This is a genomic window from Massilia genomosp. 1 (assembly GCF_011682185.1).
Lineage (GTDB): Bacteria > Pseudomonadota > Gammaproteobacteria > Burkholderiales > Burkholderiaceae_D > Telluria_A > Telluria_A rubra.
Genome location: NZ_WHJF01000058.1, coordinates 1 through 16,643, shown reverse-complemented (window position 1 = coordinate 16,643; position 16,643 = coordinate 1). Strand labels below are relative to the sequence as shown.

The 16,643-nt window shown below is 66.1% G+C and carries 19 protein-coding genes; 4 read left to right on the top strand and 15 right to left on the bottom strand.

Annotation, left to right across the window (positions count from 1 at the left end):
• Positions 1–8: 8 nt before the first annotated feature.
• The 14 genes from F1735_RS20350 to F1735_RS20285 are packed head-to-tail and all read right to left on the bottom strand — an operon-like array spanning position 9 to position 11,693.
• A complete protein-coding gene (locus tag F1735_RS20350) occupies positions 9–305 on the bottom strand; it encodes a PAAR domain-containing protein (protein ID WP_167238646.1) in 297 nt (98 codons plus the stop codon).
• Positions 306–325: 20 nt separating this feature from the next.
• A complete protein-coding gene (locus F1735_RS20345) occupies positions 326–961 on the bottom strand; it encodes a phage baseplate assembly protein V (protein WP_167238645.1) in 636 nt (211 codons plus the stop codon).
• Positions 958–2,070, bottom strand: coding sequence for a phage late control D family protein (locus F1735_RS20340; RefSeq protein WP_167238644.1), 1,113 nt, complete (start codon positions 2,068–2,070; stop codon positions 958–960). The genes F1735_RS20345 and F1735_RS20340 overlap by 4 nt, the downstream gene beginning before the upstream one ends.
• Positions 2,048–2,746, bottom strand: coding sequence for a CIS tube protein (locus F1735_RS20335; protein WP_167238643.1), 699 nt, complete (start codon positions 2,744–2,746; stop codon positions 2,048–2,050). Before F1735_RS20335 ends, F1735_RS20340 begins: the two co-directional genes overlap by 23 nt.
• 9 nt (positions 2,747–2,755) lie before the next feature.
• Positions 2,756–3,664 carry a hypothetical protein gene (locus F1735_RS20330; RefSeq protein WP_167238642.1) on the bottom strand — a complete coding sequence of 303 codons (909 nt, stop codon included), beginning with the start codon at positions 3,662–3,664 and terminating at the stop codon, positions 2,756–2,758.
• Positions 3,661–4,089: a phage tail protein gene (locus F1735_RS20325; protein ID WP_167238641.1), complete on the bottom strand. Its 429-nt coding sequence runs from the start codon at positions 4,087–4,089 to the stop codon at positions 3,661–3,663. The genes F1735_RS20330 and F1735_RS20325 overlap by 4 nt, the downstream gene beginning before the upstream one ends.
• A 5-nt stretch (positions 4,090–4,094) precedes the next feature.
• Positions 4,095–4,274, bottom strand: a complete 180-nt coding sequence (locus F1735_RS20320) for a DUF6760 family protein (protein WP_167238640.1) — start codon at positions 4,272–4,274, stop codon at positions 4,095–4,097.
• Positions 4,271–4,615 carry a hypothetical protein gene (locus F1735_RS20315; protein WP_167238639.1) on the bottom strand — a complete coding sequence of 115 codons (345 nt, stop codon included), beginning with the start codon at positions 4,613–4,615 and terminating at the stop codon, positions 4,271–4,273. Before F1735_RS20315 ends, F1735_RS20320 begins: the two co-directional genes overlap by 4 nt.
• Positions 4,616–4,632: 17 nt before the next feature.
• The gene (locus F1735_RS20310; protein WP_167238638.1) at positions 4,633–5,076 is read right to left on the bottom strand and encodes a phage tail protein; all 444 of its coding nucleotides are present in this window, start codon (positions 5,074–5,076) and stop codon (positions 4,633–4,635) included.
• Between the two features lie 11 nt (positions 5,077–5,087).
• A complete protein-coding gene (locus F1735_RS20305) occupies positions 5,088–6,647 on the bottom strand; it encodes a phage tail sheath family protein (RefSeq protein ID WP_167238637.1) in 1,560 nt (519 codons plus the stop codon).
• 15 nt (positions 6,648–6,662) lie between these two features.
• Positions 6,663–7,856 carry a hypothetical protein gene (locus F1735_RS20300; protein ID WP_167238636.1) on the bottom strand — a complete coding sequence of 398 codons (1,194 nt, stop codon included), beginning with the start codon at positions 7,854–7,856 and terminating at the stop codon, positions 6,663–6,665.
• A 24-nt stretch (positions 7,857–7,880) separates the two neighbouring features.
• Entirely contained in the window at positions 7,881–8,528 is a 648-nt protein-coding gene (locus F1735_RS20295) for a hypothetical protein (RefSeq protein ID WP_167238635.1), read from the bottom strand.
• Complete coding sequence (locus F1735_RS20290; RefSeq protein ID WP_167238634.1) at positions 8,525–9,115, bottom strand: Pvc16 family protein; 591 nt, start codon at positions 9,113–9,115, stop codon at positions 8,525–8,527. Before F1735_RS20290 ends, F1735_RS20295 begins: the two co-directional genes overlap by 4 nt.
• A 10-nt stretch (positions 9,116–9,125) precedes the next feature.
• Positions 9,126–11,693, bottom strand: coding sequence for an ATP-binding protein (locus F1735_RS20285; protein WP_167238633.1), 2,568 nt, complete (start codon positions 11,691–11,693; stop codon positions 9,126–9,128).
• A 1,070-nt stretch (positions 11,694–12,763) separates the two neighbouring features.
• On the opposite strand from F1735_RS20285, the gene F1735_RS20280 reads away from it, so the two are divergent.
• Together F1735_RS20280 and F1735_RS20275 are read left to right on the top strand one after the other, a co-directional pair.
• Complete coding sequence (locus tag F1735_RS20280) at positions 12,764–13,093, top strand: gamma-glutamylcyclotransferase family protein (RefSeq protein WP_167238632.1); 330 nt, start codon at positions 12,764–12,766, stop codon at positions 13,091–13,093.
• A gap of 29 nt (positions 13,094–13,122) precedes the next feature.
• A complete protein-coding gene (locus F1735_RS20275; protein ID WP_167238631.1) occupies positions 13,123–13,470 on the top strand; it encodes a hypothetical protein in 348 nt (115 codons plus the stop codon).
• A 549-nt stretch (positions 13,471–14,019) separates the two neighbouring features.
• On the opposite strand, the gene F1735_RS20270 is transcribed toward F1735_RS20275, so the two are convergent.
• A complete protein-coding gene (locus tag F1735_RS20270; protein ID WP_167238630.1) occupies positions 14,020–14,709 on the bottom strand; it encodes a hypothetical protein in 690 nt (229 codons plus the stop codon).
• A gap of 127 nt (positions 14,710–14,836) precedes the next feature.
• Between F1735_RS20270 and F1735_RS20265 the strand changes: the two genes are divergently transcribed.
• Together F1735_RS20265 and F1735_RS20260 are read left to right on the top strand one after the other, a co-directional pair.
• Positions 14,837–15,427: a TetR/AcrR family transcriptional regulator gene (locus F1735_RS20265; RefSeq protein WP_167238629.1), complete on the top strand. Its 591-nt coding sequence runs from the start codon at positions 14,837–14,839 to the stop codon at positions 15,425–15,427.
• 10 nt (positions 15,428–15,437) lie between these two features.
• The gene (locus F1735_RS20260) at positions 15,438–16,520 is read left to right on the top strand and encodes a DMT family transporter (protein WP_229505876.1); all 1,083 of its coding nucleotides are present in this window, start codon (positions 15,438–15,440) and stop codon (positions 16,518–16,520) included.
• Positions 16,521–16,643: the final 123 nt, after the last annotated feature.

Genomic DNA, 16,643 nt, shown 5'->3' with positions numbered 1-16,643 from the left:
CGCTGCTCCTAAGCTATCAATACGGTGGCGTCGCCGACCGCGATGGTATTCGGCGCGCCCGCTTCGACGATCGAGTCGCCCATGCGGGCCGCCGGCATGCCGCCGATCAGCACGCTGGTGCTCCCCATCGCCACCATGCCGCCCACGTGCGGGCTCGGTCCGTTGAACAGCGGACAGACATGGGTGTCGGAGCCGGCGCGCCAGGCCGGCCGCCCGCCGATCAGCACCGTCGGGCAACCGGGCCCCGGCCCCAGCGGCGTGCCGTGACTGGTGCTGTCGCCCACCCTGGCTGCGCTTTGTCCCATGCCGCCTCCCTGTATATATGTCAGTTCAGCTTGATCAGCGAACCGTTCAGGTTCATGATCGCGCTGGTCTTGATGTCGAGCGTGCCGCTGGCCTGGATCGACACCGTGGCGCCCTTGAGGGTCAGCTTTCCGGCCGCCTCGACGGTCACCGCGCCGTTCTTGCTGTCGATCGAAAACGTGTTGCCCTTGCCATCCTCGAAGCGCATGCCGTCGTCGTCGATCCGCACTTTCTTGCCGTCGTCGAGGGACAGTTCGACCACGCCGCGCGCACCGTCGTCGAACAGCAACTGGTGGCCCTTGCGCGACTTGAACAGGCGCTTGTCGTTGTTGCCGTCGCCGTTGGCCACCGGCGGCTTGTCCTGGCCGTTCCACAGCCCGCCCAGCACGAACGGAAAGCGCAGGTCGTCGCGCTCGAACGCCAGCAGCACCTCGTCGCCCACTTCGGGAATCAGCACCAGCCCGCGCCCGTCGCCGGTCATGGGCGCGGCCAGGCGCGCCCAGTAGCTTTCGCGCGCCTGGTCATGCCACGGATAGCTGACCTTGACCCGGCCCAGGCCCTCGGGATCGTTGTTCTGGGTGACCAGGCCGATGGCCACGCCCTTGACGCTGCCGCCGGACTCGGTCTCGGTGTCGCGCGCCGCTTCCATGATGTTCATAATCCAGTCTCCTTGACCTTGAAGCGCGTGCGGTAACCGTTGGCGTCGATCTTGTGGGTGGCCTGGTGGACGTAGTAGGTCTTCGAGAACGGCTGGCCCAGCTTGTCCAGGAAGACGTTGCGGTCGGGCCGGATCTCGGGCAGGCCGATGGCTTCGGCCTCGCCGGTGAGGAACTCCTTGGCGCGCTCGTTGAGGGTGGCCACGGCGCGCTGGTTGGCCTCGGCCTGGGTGAACACCGGCTGGCGGATGCGCAGCGCGGGCTGCTTGGACTGGTCGCGCACGAACGCGTTCAGGTGCTGCCCGGCGCTGTTGCCCTGCGCTTCCAGGCCCGATTCCTGGCCGGCCCGCGCCACCCCGACGATCTTTTCCTTGCGCGCCGGGTCCCAGCCGTACACCTCCACCCGCGACACCTGGCGCGCCAGGTTCGCTTCGGGCTTGAAGCTGATCAGGCCTTCGCCCCAGGCCAGGCGCACGACGGCGTCGCCGCGGTCGTGCGGCGGATGAAAATGCAGCACCCGCTGGGCATCGACGAACAGTTCGAAGTGGTTGGCGTCGGCCAGCTTTTTCAGGAAATCGAAGTCGCTTTCCTGGTTTTGCTCGATCTGCGGACGCTGTTCCCTGGTGGCCTGGATGTCGGACTGCAGGTTGTGGAAGCTGGCGATATCATGCACCGCGTCGCTGTCGCTGGCCCTGGACCAGGTGCGCGAGTTGCGCCCGGTGGTGAGCGGGAAGGCGTGGTCGTAACCGGATACCTCCAGCTCGGGCGTGCCGGCGTCGGGGAAGTTGGTGGAGATTTCGGTGATCACCCCGCTCAGCACGAGCGGGGTGGCGCGCGCATCGCCGTAGCCCATGCACACCTCGACCTCGGCCCCGAAGGTGAGAATGTCGAGCAGTTTCTTGTTGCGGCCGGTGGCAAAGGCGCGCATCTCGATGTTATAGGCGTTCGTCACCGTAAAGCTGAAGCGCGCGGCGCCGCCAAGCATCAGGTCCACCGAGACCTGGCTCACGGCCACCAGGGTGTCGCGCACCAGGTCCTCGCGGTCGACCCGGAGCGCGAACGCCGGCACGTAAAAGTCGCCATAGCGCTTAGAAAGTGTTGCGAGTTCCATGTGGATGCTCCATCGGTGGCAGTTCCAGCCAGTCGCCCGGCGCGATCTCGCGCGGGTCGTCCAGGTCATTGGCTTGCGCAATGCGCAGCCACTCGTTCGGATCGTTGTATTCGCGCACCGCCAGCAGCCACAGGCGGTCGCGCCCGACCACCACCCGCCGCTTGCTCTTGTCGGCCGATTCACGGCGCGGCGCTTCCATTTGCTGCTTGAGCGTGCGGTACTCCTTGAACGTGACGTTCAAGGTGGCGCGCGCCGGGGTGCCGTCCGGCTGGAACATGGTGACTTTGCGGCTCAGCTTTTCGATAATCGCGGTAAATTCCAGCGGTCCCCAGTTAAAACGGACCGGCGACGGGGCGTGGATCTTGCTGTCGATGGCAAGCAGCTTGCTGATCGCGCGGATGCGGTTCATCACCGGGTGCGCTTCGGGCTTCTCGCGCGAGGCCGGGCCTTCGGGATCGGTGTAGTCGTCCAGGAACAGCTCCATCGAGAGCTGGTCCGCTTCGCCGTTGACGAACTGCAGGATCGGCGAACTGAGGCCCGGCACCGGCGTCGCCTTGTAGGCGTTGGCGCGCTCGAAGGTGTATTCGTTCGGGTTGAACAGCACGCTGATGACCTTGTCCTTGTCGTCGCCTTCGAGGACGGTGATGGTCGCCTTTTTCAGTTGGGCCTCGGTCATGGTTGTCCTTTAGCGGCCGCGCCGTTCGCGCTCGATGCGCATGCTGCGTTCGACGCGGCGGATCACTTCATCGGCCAGGCGCTCGGCCAGCGCGGGGGCGAGCGAGGTGGCCTGGAGCTGCTGGCGCACCGGCGCGGGCAGGGCGGCCCCCGGCGCGGCGACAGCGGGCGCGGCGCGAGCGCTGTCGGCGGCGCTGGCCAACAGCATGGGCGCGCCGGCGGCGCGCGCTTGGCCTTCTTGCGCCCTGGGTGCGGCAGCGGCCTTGCGCCACACCAGCGTGGGCGCGCGCGCATGGCGCAGCGCCGCCGCGCAAGGCGCCTCGGGCGACCGATGGCTGGTGGCGGCGCGCAGCGCGGCGTGCCGCAACGGCGACGGTGTCGCTTTCCATGCCAGCTGCGGCGCCGGCGCGCGGCCCGCGAGCGCCATGCGCGCTCCGCCTGGCGCGGCAAGCAAGGCATGCGCGCCGCGCGGGGCAGCCCCGGCGGGCGCCGCTGGCGCGGTGCCGCGCCATGCGCGCCACACCAATGCGGACGGCGCCAGGGCGCGCAGGGCGCGCGCACGGGGCGCTGGCATGGCTGGCGTGGCCGCCGCCGCATGGCGTGGCGCGCCGTGCGCAGCCCTGGACATGTCCAGCCGCGTCGGCGGCGGCGCGCCGGGCAGCGCCTGCGTGCGCGCCGGGAACATGTTCGTGACCTGGTGCAGCACGCTCACATGCAGCCCGATGGCGGCCGCCCAGGACGGCGCCGAAAGCAGCCGGGCGCCGGCCGTGGCGGGTACACCCTGCGCCCTGGCATTGCGGCGCCATTGCAGCCGCAGCGCGGGCCAGCGCGCGCCGCCACGGGCGGCGCGCGTGACAGTGACACGCCAGGCGCCGCTGCGCGGCGCGAACGGTGCGATGGCGGGCCGGAACGGCTTCATATCCCTTTCCTCAGCCCGTGATGGGCAAATTCCACGCTTTCCATCACCACCTGCGAGGCGTTCGCGTCCAGGTCGGCGCACGACCATTTGACCGGAAACGCGTGGTCCACATGCCAGGTCCATCCCTTGCCGCCCTGTTCGTCGAGCAGGCGCACCGAGATCGTGCGGCGCTCGATGCGGCCCTCGGCGGCGTCGTGCGCCCAGCGCCACAGCAGCTCGAACGCCAGTCCGCGTTCCAGAACCAGCACCGGGTGCGCCACCTGGGTAAACAGCTTGTGCTCGTAGTGGTTCACGCCGCCCTCGCGGCGCGACTCGTACTTGATCTCCTGCGACAGGCCCTTGGCGCGCAGGAAGCCGCCCGCGAGAATGCCGTTGATCTCGACGATGAAACGGAAACCGCGCAAGGGGTCGGGCCGGGTTGCCATGATTGTCAGAGCTCGAACGGGTTGGCCGGCGCGCCGGACTGGGCGCGGTTGATCGCCGATATCTCGCGGCACCAGCGGCGCCGCTCGCGATGCTCAAGCTGCATCAGGTCGCTGTGTGACCAGTGAAAATGCATCGCGATGAAGGCCATCTCCTCGTACAGCGACTTGACGGGATAGGCCTTCATGCTCCCCCCGGGGCGGGATCCGCATCGAGCTCGCCGGGCGCGTTCAGGCGTTCGTACAGCTGCTGCAGGTAGGCCAGGTCGGACGCATACAGGCCCTCGATGGTGCTGGTGTCGATATCGGTCAGCGAACCGAGGCGCACCAGCACGCGCGCCAGCACGATGACGATCAGGTAAGCCTCGTTTTGCTGCACGCGCGGGTCGCGCAGCGGCAGGATTTCATCGGCGGCGGTGGCCAGGCGCATCACGCCTTGCCGGTGCAAGGTGCCGCCGGCGTCCACATAGCCCTTGGGCAGCGTGAACCCGACTTCGGTCGCGAAACCGGGACGGACATGGTCGTTCATAAGGTTCTCTCCTGGCGCTATTTGATGCGCTCGATGCCTTCGTTGCACAGTTCAAGTACTTCGATGAAGACCTCGTTGCCCTTGGCGCTGAGGTCGCTCGGGTCGTATTTCACCGGCCACGCGTCGGTGACGACGAAGCGCGCGCGGTCCTCGCCGGCTTCGTCCTTGACCACGATGACCACCTTCTTGCGGCGCTCCGTGACCCGGCCGTCGGAGACGTCTTTGTGCCACTTGAACAGGTCGAGCGCGTTGGTGCCCACCGTCACCCCCGACTTGAGCGTGATGTTGCCGTACTTGGTCAGGCCGGACAGCTTGCGCATGTGCGGCGGGTCGCTGCCTTCGCGGTAATCGACGGCTTCGATGGTGGTTTCGGCGATCGCCACTTCGTTAAATCCCGCCCGGGTGATGTTGTCGATCTCGAGGCGGAAACGGAAATTGCGTAAGGGATCGTTGCGGTCCATGCCTGCTCCTTTTAGCGCTGCGCTTCGGCGGTGTGCTGGAATATGCGGAACACCACGAACTCCGCCGGCCTGACCGGCGCGATGCCGACTTCGCAGATCAGGCGGCCGTTCAGGATGTCGTCCTGGGTCATCGTGCTTTCGTCGCAGGTGACGAAGAACGCCTGTTCCTCGGTGCGCCCGAACAGCGCGCCCTGGCGCCACTGGTTGCGCAGGAACAGGCGCAAGGTATCGGTCACCCGGTCCCACAGGGTGATGTCGTTGGGCTCGAACACCACCCACTGCGTACCCTCGTAGATGGAGCGCTCCAAAAAGATGAACAGGCGCCGCACGCTGACATACTTCCACAAGCCGTTCGAGCTCATGGTGCGCGCGCCCCAGATGCGGATGCCGCGCCCGGGGAACTGGCGGATCGCATTGACGCCGCGCGGGTTCAGCACCGACTGGGTGTTGTCGTTGATGTCGAACTCCAGCGCGAGCGCGCCGCGCAGGATTTCATTGGCGGGCGCCTTGAACACGCCGCGTTCGACGTCGGTGCGGGCGTACACGCCCAGCACATGGCCGCCGGGCGGCACCGACTTGCGCGCCCCGGTCTGCGGGTCGGACACCGTAATCCACGGGTAGTAGAACGCCGCGTAGGCGCTGTCCTGCACGCTAGTGCGCGGGTCGAGCGCGGCGGCGTCGCCCTTGCCCTTGGCGACATCGACGGCGGCAAAGCGGAAGCGCATGCGCTCGCAGTGGCTGATGATGGCCTTGGCCACGTCGGCGCCGACATCGGGCGCGTACACCAGCGACACCTCGCGGCAGGAATCGAGTTCCAGCGCGGCCAGGCCCTGCGCTTCGGCGCGCGCGGCGCCCGGCACCAGCTCGCCCTGGTAGTCGGCGACGTCGATCGGGGCCGGATCATCCAGCCCGGCCTGATCCAGCGCGCTCGAGCCGTTGGCGGGACGCGCGTCGGCGCCGCCAGGCGCAATCTTGAACAGGGTGGCCAGGGCCGAGCTGTCCTGCATGCGCTTTTCGTGGAAATCGGGCGAGGCGGCGTCGGTGACCAGGTCGTCGAAGTCCTCGATCAGCGCAGGCCGGGGAGGGCGCAGCGGCTCGGCGAACGGATCGAAGGGCACGAAACCGGGCGCCGGATTGGACCAGAAGGCAAAGCGCAGGCGAAAGCCGACCGCTTGCGGCACGCCGCCGCCATCGGGGCGTTTGGTGGTGCTGTCGTCGATGCGCGCCCAGACCCGCTTGCCCCAGCTGCCCGGCCCGGCGGCGCGCACCATGAACGGACCGAAGGCCGCTTCGGCCGCGGTGGCGTTCTCGCCCACGATGCGGGAAACGTACAGGCGCTTGCCGCCGTTCTCGAAGAAGCCGCTGGCCGAGTACGGCATGAACTTGGCGTCGCCGAAGGTGCCGCCGAACCAGCGCTGGTATTCCTTGTAGCTGGTGACCATGCGCGGCTTGATGGCGCCGCGCTCGGTCTCGCCGAGGAAGGCTGCGGTACTGGTGGGCACGCCTTCGATCGGACGCGGGCCGCGCTCGATTTCTTCGATATACACGCCGGGAGTGAGGTATTCAGCCATGTTGGTTCTCCAAGGTCAGGTTGCCGGCGTGCGTTGAGCGCCGTCGCAGGGCGGCACGGGCGTGTATTTGCTGCAGTCGAAGGGCTTGGCCAGTTCGGCCTTGGCATCCTTTTCGATGCTGTCCATGCGCGCCTTGATCTCGTCGGCGACCCGCTTGATCTCGGCGTCGGTGCTTTTCAGGTCCGCTTCGGCCTTGGCCAGGGCGTCCTTGACCGGCAGGTAGCGGTGATTGACCAGGCAACAGATGATGGGGAAGTATTTGGCCGGCTCGACCAGGTAGGCATGCCGGTCCAGCATCTGCATGCGCACGCTTTGCGGGCCCACGTCCGGGCCGCAGCAGTCGTCCGGATCCTGCGCGCCGCAGGTGCACAGTTCGGTGTACTTCTTGTCGATCACGGTGACGGCCGTGGACGCCGGGGGGGCGATCGCCAGATGCAGCGGCAGCAAGCGGATGAACACGTCGTACAGACCCTTGGCCGAATCGGAGGCCAGTTCCTTGACGCCGGCCATCAGCTTGAGGTTCTCGTTGAGGACCGCCTCGATGTCGGCGCCCGGCTTTTCCCAGACCGTCAGCACGCGCTTGACGCGGTCGAACGCCGCCTGCTTGAGCGCCAGGTCGCGTTCCTGCCAGTAGCGTTGGTCGTACAGGCAATAGGCCTTGTCGTAACGCTGGTCGGGGCGTCCCTTGAGCAGCAGTTCGAGGGAGCGCACCTTGTTGAACAGGCTGCACACCTGGCACTCGACCTGGCAACGCCAGCACGGCGCGGCGCACACGATGCGGTGGATGAGTTCGGCGATATCGCGGTCCTGCTGCTTCCAGCGATCGAGCAGCAGATGGTATTTTTCGGTCGTGTAGTCATCCTGCGCCAGCTTGGCCTTCTGCAGCAGCGCTTCGAGGTCGGCCTTGAACGACTTGGCCCGCTCGGCCTCGTTGATGGCGCGCGCCTGGTCGGCAATCAACTGGTCGAAGCAGTTGCTGGTCGAGCCGGGCGCGGGCGGGCACAGGCACAGCGCAGGACAGGGATCGGTTCCGGTGATCGGCGGCACCTTGGGGTCTTTCGAGGTATCCGGCGGCGCACAGGTCGCGGCGCCGGGCATCTTGGGCTGGCCGGCCGGTCCGCCCGCGCCCGGGCAGCAGTTGCCCCCTTGTTGAGGGTGCTGCTCAGGGTTGCCGGCGGCGCCGCACTGTTGGTGTTGATCGTTGATCATGTCAGTAATCCCCTCGGTCACAAGTCACGGTAAGAAGGTGTTCAAGGCAAACGGCGGGGCGATGTCGGTGACCCGTCCCTCCGGCAGCGCAAATTCGGCCGACATGGTGGTGGCGCCGGCGCGGTGCGCGCACAGCCGCACACGCAGCCGGCCGGCGCCGTCCTTGCCGGGTTCCTCGGCGCGGCCAAAGCGCAGCGTGACGCTGGCGTCGCCGTGGGCGTCGGTGCGCGAGCGCAGCGGCGCATCGACCCAGGCGCCGCTGTCGAACCAGCGCAGGAAAACCTCGGCATGGGCGGCCGCCACCGGCGCGCCGGACGCCGATTCGATCAGCGAGAAGCGCAGCGCGGTCGTTCCCGCCTGGAAGGGGTAGGCGCGCGCGGGCGCCAGCGCGATCTGCACCAGGCGCTTGGGCGGCACAGGCGAGGCCACGCTCGCGCCCTGGTACGGCAGCAGGCCGGGGTCGACCGTCACCTGCTGCGGCGCCAGCGGACGGCCGTCGTCGAGCCAGACGAACACCCCGCCGGCGTTGAGCACCGGCGCCTGGCCCAGGGCGCTGGCGTTGACGCTGATGCCGGCGCTGATGCGCGTCAGGGTAACGCCGTCGAGCACTTCGGCTGCGAACAGCACCTGGCGCCGCCAGGCGCTTTCGGCGGGGGCGATCAGGCGGCTCATGCCCGCCCCGCCCGGCCGAGGTGGCCGGCATCGAGCCGCTCGTCGATGACCGGGGCGGCCGGCGTGCCGGGATCGCGCGGATCGAGCCACACGGGCGAAGCCAGGAAGGCCACCGAGGTGCGGTAGTTCATGGTGGGGAACAAGGCCCAGAGCCGGCTCATGTCGTCGTTGCCGAGCGGATCGAGCGAGACCTTGACCGGCTCATGGTCGACCGCGATGCCGGCCAGGATGGGATCGCGCTGCAGCGTCTGCAGCGCCGAACCGAGGAACTTGAGCTGCTCCAGGTCGGCCGCCTCGCCGGCGGCGTCGCCCAGGGTGAGCAGGTAGTACAGGTCGAGCGCCAGCGCGTCCTTGTAGGTGATGCTGACCGGCGGCGCGGCGGGCGACGGCACGGTGTGCGCCGTGTTGCGCAGGCTCGGGTTGGGCGCCACGCGGTACAGGAACAGGACCAGCTTGTGGCCGGCCGCGTCGGCATCGTCGAGCGGTCCCACGTACACGCCGTTGCCGGCGCCGCCGGCGGCCGCGTACGCCTGCTGCACCCGCTCCCTGAGCGCGATACTGACCTTGTAGATGGCTTCGTAGTTCATGCGCGCCTCGCTATGCCGCCAGCCGGTTGCCCGGCAGGTTGAGGTCGATGGCGGCCATGCCCAGCTTGCCCAGCTCGGCGCTGGTGGCCTGGATGATATGCGGCATGCCGATCATGACGTCGGCCGCCGCCGCCAGGAAAGCGGCGCGCAGGGTGATCTGGCGGATATGCCCGCCGGTCATGTCGACCTTGCGCGCAAGGTGGCGGAAGGCGGCGTCGCTGATCTCGTGCGAGCCGCCAGGCAGGCAGCGGCGCCAGATCTTTTCGCGCGCCTCGGTGTCCGGGCGCGGGAAGTCGATCACGAAGCGCAGGCGGCGCAGGAAGGCCGGGTCGAGGTTCTGGCGCAGGTTGGTGGTGAGGATGGCCAGGCCCTCGTAGGTTTCCATGCGCTGCAGCAGGTAGGCCACTTCGATGTTGGCGTAGCGGTCGTGCGCGTCCTTGACTTCGCTGCGCTTGCCGAGCAGCGCCTCGGCCTCGTCGATGAGGATGGCCGCGCCGGAGCGGTGCGCGTCGAGAAAAATGCGGTCGATGTTCTTTTCGGTTTCGCCGATGTACTTGCTGACCACGCGCGAGAGGTCGATGCGCAGGATGCGGGTGTTCAGGCGCCGCGCGATGCTGACCGCGGCCATGGTCTTGCCGGTGCCGCTGGGGCCATGGAACAGGGCCGTCACGCCGCGCCCGAAAGGCAGCTGGGCGCCGAATTTCCAGCCCTCGAGCACCTTCGACGCGAGCCTGACGTTGTCGACGATTTCGTCGAGCTGGCTGGCGCGGTCGGGCGGCAGGATCACCTCGTTCAGTTCAAAGGCCGGCTCGATGCACTCGGCCATGCGCGAGACGCCTTCGGCGGCCACGTGCTGGCAGGCGTTGACGAAGCGCTCCATGGCGGCCGCTGGCGTTTCGCCGGTCTTGGCCCTGGCGGCGGCCAGGCGCATGGCGTGCTCGAACCCGTCCACCTCGAGCGGGTACTGGCGCGCCAGCAGCTGGAGCGCGCTGTCGTCGGCCGCCAGGCCAAGCCGCGCGGCGGCGGCCCTGACGTTGGCCAGGCGGCTGGAAGGACGGATGGCGCCCTGGTCGAGCAGGATGAAGGGGGCCTGCCCGAGCAGGCGCACCACGCGCGCCGGTTCGGTGCAGATGATGCCGCTGCGCCCGCCCGCCGCGCCAATGGCGGCCAGCGCCAGGCGCAGGGCATCGTCGGCCTGGACCGAGGCTTCGGCAGCGCTGGCGTCGAACAGCAGCGGGCGCCGGGTGAGCCGCGCCAGGCGCCCCAGGCGCACGCCGGTTTCCTCCAGGCCGGCCGGGTCCAGCCCCACCAGGTGAGTGGCGTCGACCCGGACGGCGGCCACGCCGCTGGCCTGTGCGCCCGCTTCCAGCAAGGCGCTCCAGGCGGCGTTGTCGCCGCTGAACAGGATGAAGCGGGCCGGGTCGCCTGGCTCGGGTTCGGTCAGCAGATGGCTGATTTTGGCGGTCGCGAACTGGCGCTCCAGCGGCTGCTCGAACAGGCTGGCGCCCGGCCACGCGGCCAGGCGCAGGGCGCGCCGCACGCAAGGATCGGCATCGAGCGCCTCGCTTGCGCCCAGCAGCCAGGCCAGCAGGGGCGGGTCGAGATGGAGGGCCTCGTCGGCGCCGGGCAGGCCGGGAATGCGGCTTTCCAGTACCCGCCAGCGCGCCAGCTTGCCCGACTGCGCCAGTTGGCAGCGCACCTCGGACGGCTCGCCCAGCAGGGCCATGAACAGGGCCAGGCTGCCCACGCGGCGGCCAAGGTCGTCGAGCAGCAGCCCGATGCAGCGCTGGTAGCGCAGGTCCAGCTCGGGCGCCAGGGCCAGCAGCAGCACGCGAAACTCCAGGCCGCTGAGCGCGAAGACGGTTGCTGCGGCGGCCAGCGGTTCGGCGTGGGCGTCGGCGCCGTGCAAGGCCTCGCTCAAGGCCTGGTCGGCTTGCCTGAGCTCGGCCGCCAGCGGCGGCGCGCCATGCGCCGGACGGGCCTCGAGCAGGCCGGTGATGGTCGCCGCGGTCATGGTGTAGCCGGGGATGTCGCCGTTGCCGCCGGGCTGGTTCGAGGCGCTGTTGCGCAGCAGCGTGTGGATCCAGTCGATCGCGCTGTGCAGCAGCGGCCGGGCTGGCGGCGGCGCGATGGGTGCGGCGTGGACGGCGAAGCGCGTCATGCGTTCGCCGGGTGCGGCGCCGGCATGCGACACCAGATCGCACAAGGCGGCCAGCAGCGAGCCCAGTTCAAGCGACTTGTCGCGCGAGGCGTATTGCGCAATGTGGATCAGGTGGTCGACGATATCGACGCGCAGCACGACCAGCTGGGCGCGGCCCTCAAGCAGGCGCCGGCCCGTCTGCTCGACGGCCGCGCTGTTGCCGAGCAGGATAAGCGCGCAAGCTTCGCCGGGGGCAATCCGTTCGAGGCAGTCGTCGACTTCGTCCAGTGCCAGCGCGCGGCCTTCGATCAGCGTCAGGTCCGCATAGCCGGCGACAGCGGCGGCGATGCCTTCTGCCTCCAGATCGGACGGCGTTGCTGCCACCAGCACGTTGATGCGCGACATAGGGGTTTCGATCGAGGCGTTAGGATGGTGCATGCTGACATGCGCCGTGTGTGCCGGCCATGCGCCCGCGCGGTGCAAAGAAGATCCCGATCGCAGGGTGCGGATCCAGGGCCGGTGGAGGAGGGGAGGATCAGGCTTGGCGGATCAGCGCGAATGGATCGAAAGGTGCAGGTCGTGGTCCCCATGCATTTTCCAGAAATCGAATACCAATGACGCTGGATCAGCTGGCCGGCAAGACCAGGACACAGCAATGCATTTCAAGTGCTCAAGGATGTCGACGATCCTTACATCTGTTCCAGACAGAGGATTCACATGAAACGCATTCATGATGTGCGCTTGCGCCCGCATATCGGCACGCACGGGTGGACGGATAAGGGCAGCCTTTTAGCGCGGAGAGTCCTCGATTTGCTCATATGCGACTGATGGCTGATTTTTGCCCGCCTTTAACTTATCAATGCCCCAGGCTACTATTGCCGTTATTCCTACCGAAACGGCGGGCAAGACAAATCCCCACAGAGTATGTGCTCTCCACAGCCCGATCAGTGCCAAAAGGAGATAGAAAAAATGGAATGGCAACTGCACCTTCCAAATGATCTTCGGTCTCACACTCATGCATTCCTCCATTATCTTCGTCCGTGAGTAGGTGGCCGAAGTGTTCGATTTTTTAACATTGAATAGCAACGCCTTCAGTACACAATATTTATCCATTTCGCGCAGAAGCTGGCCCGAAACGCAACACCATTCTAACTCACACTGTGTTAGGGCTAAGTTCGGAGGCTAAGTTCGGATTGAGCGATCGGGAGGACGTGGCCAAACCGCTTGTTCTCAACGATGGCGCCCTGGTCGGCTACCGCCGGATTGTCATGCGCAAGTGTCTTCAGCCGTAGGATTTCCGGAACCCATCACGGCACGCGTGCAGCGTCAGAAAGCCAGTCACGGACAGAGCGTTCAGATCGGCGAAGTACACGCGCCAAAAGGAGAGCTACTTTTCTTGCATTTTGAAAAGTATTTACAATCGCTAGCTTTACTCGCTTAACTTCGCATAATCTATATTATGTTAAATAAAGGCTAAGGGTGACGTTATCTTCGGCTCGACTGTCCGAATGCTCAGCAACAAAGAAGGCGTCCAGCTCGCCACATTCGGAAGACTGCTCGCCGGGAAACCAGATGCCCTGGTTGGCTTTGCGCAGTCCATGGTGAAAATTGATGATCAGGAGGTCGTCACCACGAGCGGTAAAACGCACCATCCAATCGTCCGGCGTAGTGATAATGCCGAAGACCGGGTGCAAGGAACAGCGTTTGACGTCACTGACGCCGAGCTCGGCCACGCCGACGCGTATGAAGTCGACGCCTATCGGCGCGTGTTGGCAGCGTTGGCTTCAGGGAGGCAGGCGTGGGTGTACGTGGATGCCCGGATGGCTTCTCTTACCTGATTTTGGGGAATGAAGATGTTGGGTATTGAATGAATAAGATCGATGAAATCGTCAGTGCGGACGGCCGTTTTCGGGCCGAGTTTGTCAGGCGTGACGACGGCACGTACGGCTATATCGCGTTCATCAATACAAACAACGCAGCCAGCCCCGCATGGAAACAGGATTGGCGCGCCGACTCACGCTTTGAATCGCACGCCATCGCGCTATTTGAAGCCAAGGGACGTCTGGCTTGGCTGAAGAAAGAAATGGATTGGCCGGCCAAAGACCATGAACCGATGGCCGCCAGCCAATACACGCCGGGCTGGATAGAGTGCCCATTTTGTGGCCTCCGGTCCTGTCTTCTGGACCTGGAAATCACCGGCACGGTACACAGCTGATTGACGTTTGGCGCGGCCAGCGGGAGTAATGCTCAATTGCGTAATGCCCAATTGCGATTGATTGGCGGCTTGAGCGGAACAGGTCATAACTGCCCGCAAACCCGTAACTTAAATCGACAATATTTCGGGTAATGTCGATTTAAATAGTAAGGCCTGTTTCACGACGGTTGTCTGCTGTAACTGGCGCACATCTGCTTGCAGCTGCTCGATTTGGTGTTCGTGGCGCCGCTGGCGGGTTTCACTGGATCTTCCTGGATGTCCAGCGCCCGCTTTTCTGCGCTCTGGCGCGCTGCCGCTTGCTCCTGAACGCCTGGATTTCGGCGGCAAGGCGCGCTTCGAGATCGCGCTGCATTCGTTTGACTCTTCCAGAGCGCGCGCCAGTGCAGGTTCGGCATCGCGATGGCCGGCCTCGTTCCCGATCCCCGGAGCGCCTCTGTTGCCCGGGTTGGCCGCACGCCCCCTTCTCTGCCCGGTGTCCTTTTACGAAGCGGTTACATCAGACCTCATGCCGGCCGTTCAATCAAGAGCGTATCGAGGGGGGGAACAACGTTACGTAACTCGGCCGGACCTGACCAATAAGACCGCCACTGCCAGGTTCCAGATGGAATGCACCCCAAAAATCGCCATCAGGCTGGCTGGCGTGAGGCGCACGTCGGCAAGCAGGATGAACAGGCCGGGAAGCAGACCCGCCGCCAACCCCAGCGCCGCGCACCAACGCGACCACGGCCAAGCGGGCGCGGATGCCAGGGCATACGACCACGCCAGAAATGCGGCGCACATCGACAGCAGTCCCGCCTTGGTCAGCACTTGAATGATGGTTCCGATAACCCGCAGGACGACGTAGATAAGGTCGACCTCGCTTTGCGGCCCGGCGATAAACTGCCGTGCCAATTGGGGCACTGCAAAGCCATCGAGCAGCATCGCCCCGACAACGATGCAGCAGCCCAGGCCGTATCCGGCCATCGCAATGATCACTGGCGGGCGCCAGCGCCCGAGCAGCGCGCTGAACACCGCGAAGCCGCCGGCCAGCATCGCCAGCATGACCATGAGCACGCCATGCACGACGCCATCCATCAGTTGCAGCGAGACAAGCTGAGCCAGGCTTTCTTGAACGGAGGACGCTTTCGCCACAACGGGATGATGGGACAGGGCCACGAGCGCAAGACCAGTGGTGCCGGCGATGGCGAGAGCGGCCCTGCGCCGATGCGACGGGAGGGGAACAGTTGCTGGTAAATGCATGGGATTCCTTTACTTTTTGCTTGGAGCCCCAGTAATATCATTGCCGCCGCATACAGTGGCGGAGCACTTTCCCGTTTCATCCGCTAACGGACAAAACCGCCACATTGTCCGTCAATGAAAGGATCTCATGGCTGATGACATGCTGGACCGCCGCAGCCTGCGCACGCGCGCGGCATTGCACGGCGCGTTTGTTGAATTATTGCTGGAGCAAGGCTTCGAGGCGCTCAAGATCGGCGCCGTCGCTGACCGCGCCAATGTCGGCCGCTCGACGTTTTATGAGCACTACCGGACCAAGCACGATCTCTTGCGGGCCAGCATTGTCGGGCCATTCTCGATCCTGGCCGATCTGGTCGCTCCAACCGTGTCGGCCGGGTCCGTGACCGCCCTGCTCCGGCATTTTCGGGATAATCAGCAGATTGCGCGGGTTTTGCTCGGCTGGCCGACACGGCCTCTGCTTGGCCACACGCTGGCCGATCTCATTGCTGACCGACTCAAGCGCCATCCGGCCGGCCTTGCGCGCGTTCCGCATGAGGTGATCGCACGGCAAATAGCCGATGCCCAGCTTTCGCTTGTCGACAGTTGGGTACAGGGGCGCCCACACTTGGACCTTGACGTGGCGGCCGATGCGCTCAAGCGCACGGCGATGGCCTTGGCCAGCGTCTACACACCGGCGAGTTCGTGCTCAAGCAAGCGCCTGGCGCCGCAATCCGACCATTGAAAGGCTGGGGATGAAAAACGTATCGATCCGCGAAGCGGGTCTTCACAAGGGCGTGCTGTACGCACTGCTGGCCGCTGCCCTGTTCGGCGCCAGTACGCCCTTTGCCAAGGTGTTCGTCGGGCAGGTGGCGCCCGTTTCGCTGGCCGGCGTGTTGTATCTCGGTAGCGGGGTCGGCCTGTTCGCCTGCTTCCTGGTCCGCGCGCTGCTTCAGCGCGGCCAGGTGGACCAGCCAGTCGCCCTGACCGCACCAGACCTGCCGTGGCTGGCCGGCGCAATCGCCGCCGGGGGTGTGGCCGGTCCGGTGTTGCTGATGCTTGGGCTCAGCATGATGCCGGCCTCGTCCGCATCCTTGCTGCTCAACATGGAGGGCGTACTGACGGCCATGCTGGCGTGGTTCGTCTTCAAGGAAAATTTCGATCGCAGGATTTTCATCGGCATGCTGCTGATCGTCGCGGCCGGCGCCCTGCTGTCTTGGGAGCAAGTCCCGGTCCTGGGCGTGCCGTGGGGAGCGTTTGCCATCCTCGGCGCCTGCCTGTGCTGGGCGATCGACAACAACCTGACAAGAAAAGTCTCCGCCAGCGATCCGCTGCAGATCGCCATGCTCAAGGGCCTGGTGGCGGGCGCCGTGAATATCGCGCTTGCCCTGGCCTTGGGCTACGCCTTGCCGGGCGCCCGCACCGCCCTTGCGGCTGGCGCCGTCGGCTTTTGCGGATACGGGCTGAGCCTGGTCATGTTCGTATTGGCCTTGCGCCACCTCGGCACCGCCCGCACCGGCGCCTATTTTTCGGCCGCCCCCTTCGTTGGCGCGGCGATATCGCTGGTCATGCTGGCCGAGGCGCCTGGCGCGACCTTCTGGATCGCGGCCGCCCTGATGGGAGGCGGCATCTGGCTGCACCTGACCGAGTCGCATGGGCATGAACACGAGCACGAGCCAATGGACCACGTCCACGCGCACAAGCATGACGACCATCACCAGCACGGACACGACTTGGCGTGGGACGGCAGCGAGCCGCACGCCCATCCCCATCGGCATGTCCCCCAAAAACACGCCCATCCGCACTACCCCGATATCCACCACCGCCACGACCACTAGCCTGAATGTTGCACAAACCACCGCCGCAGCGCCGCTTTTCCGATGCAGGACCTTTTCAACTTGAATCGGAATGTCGCGGGCGATAGCGTCCCTACCCAATTGAACGGGACAGTCAATGAAGCG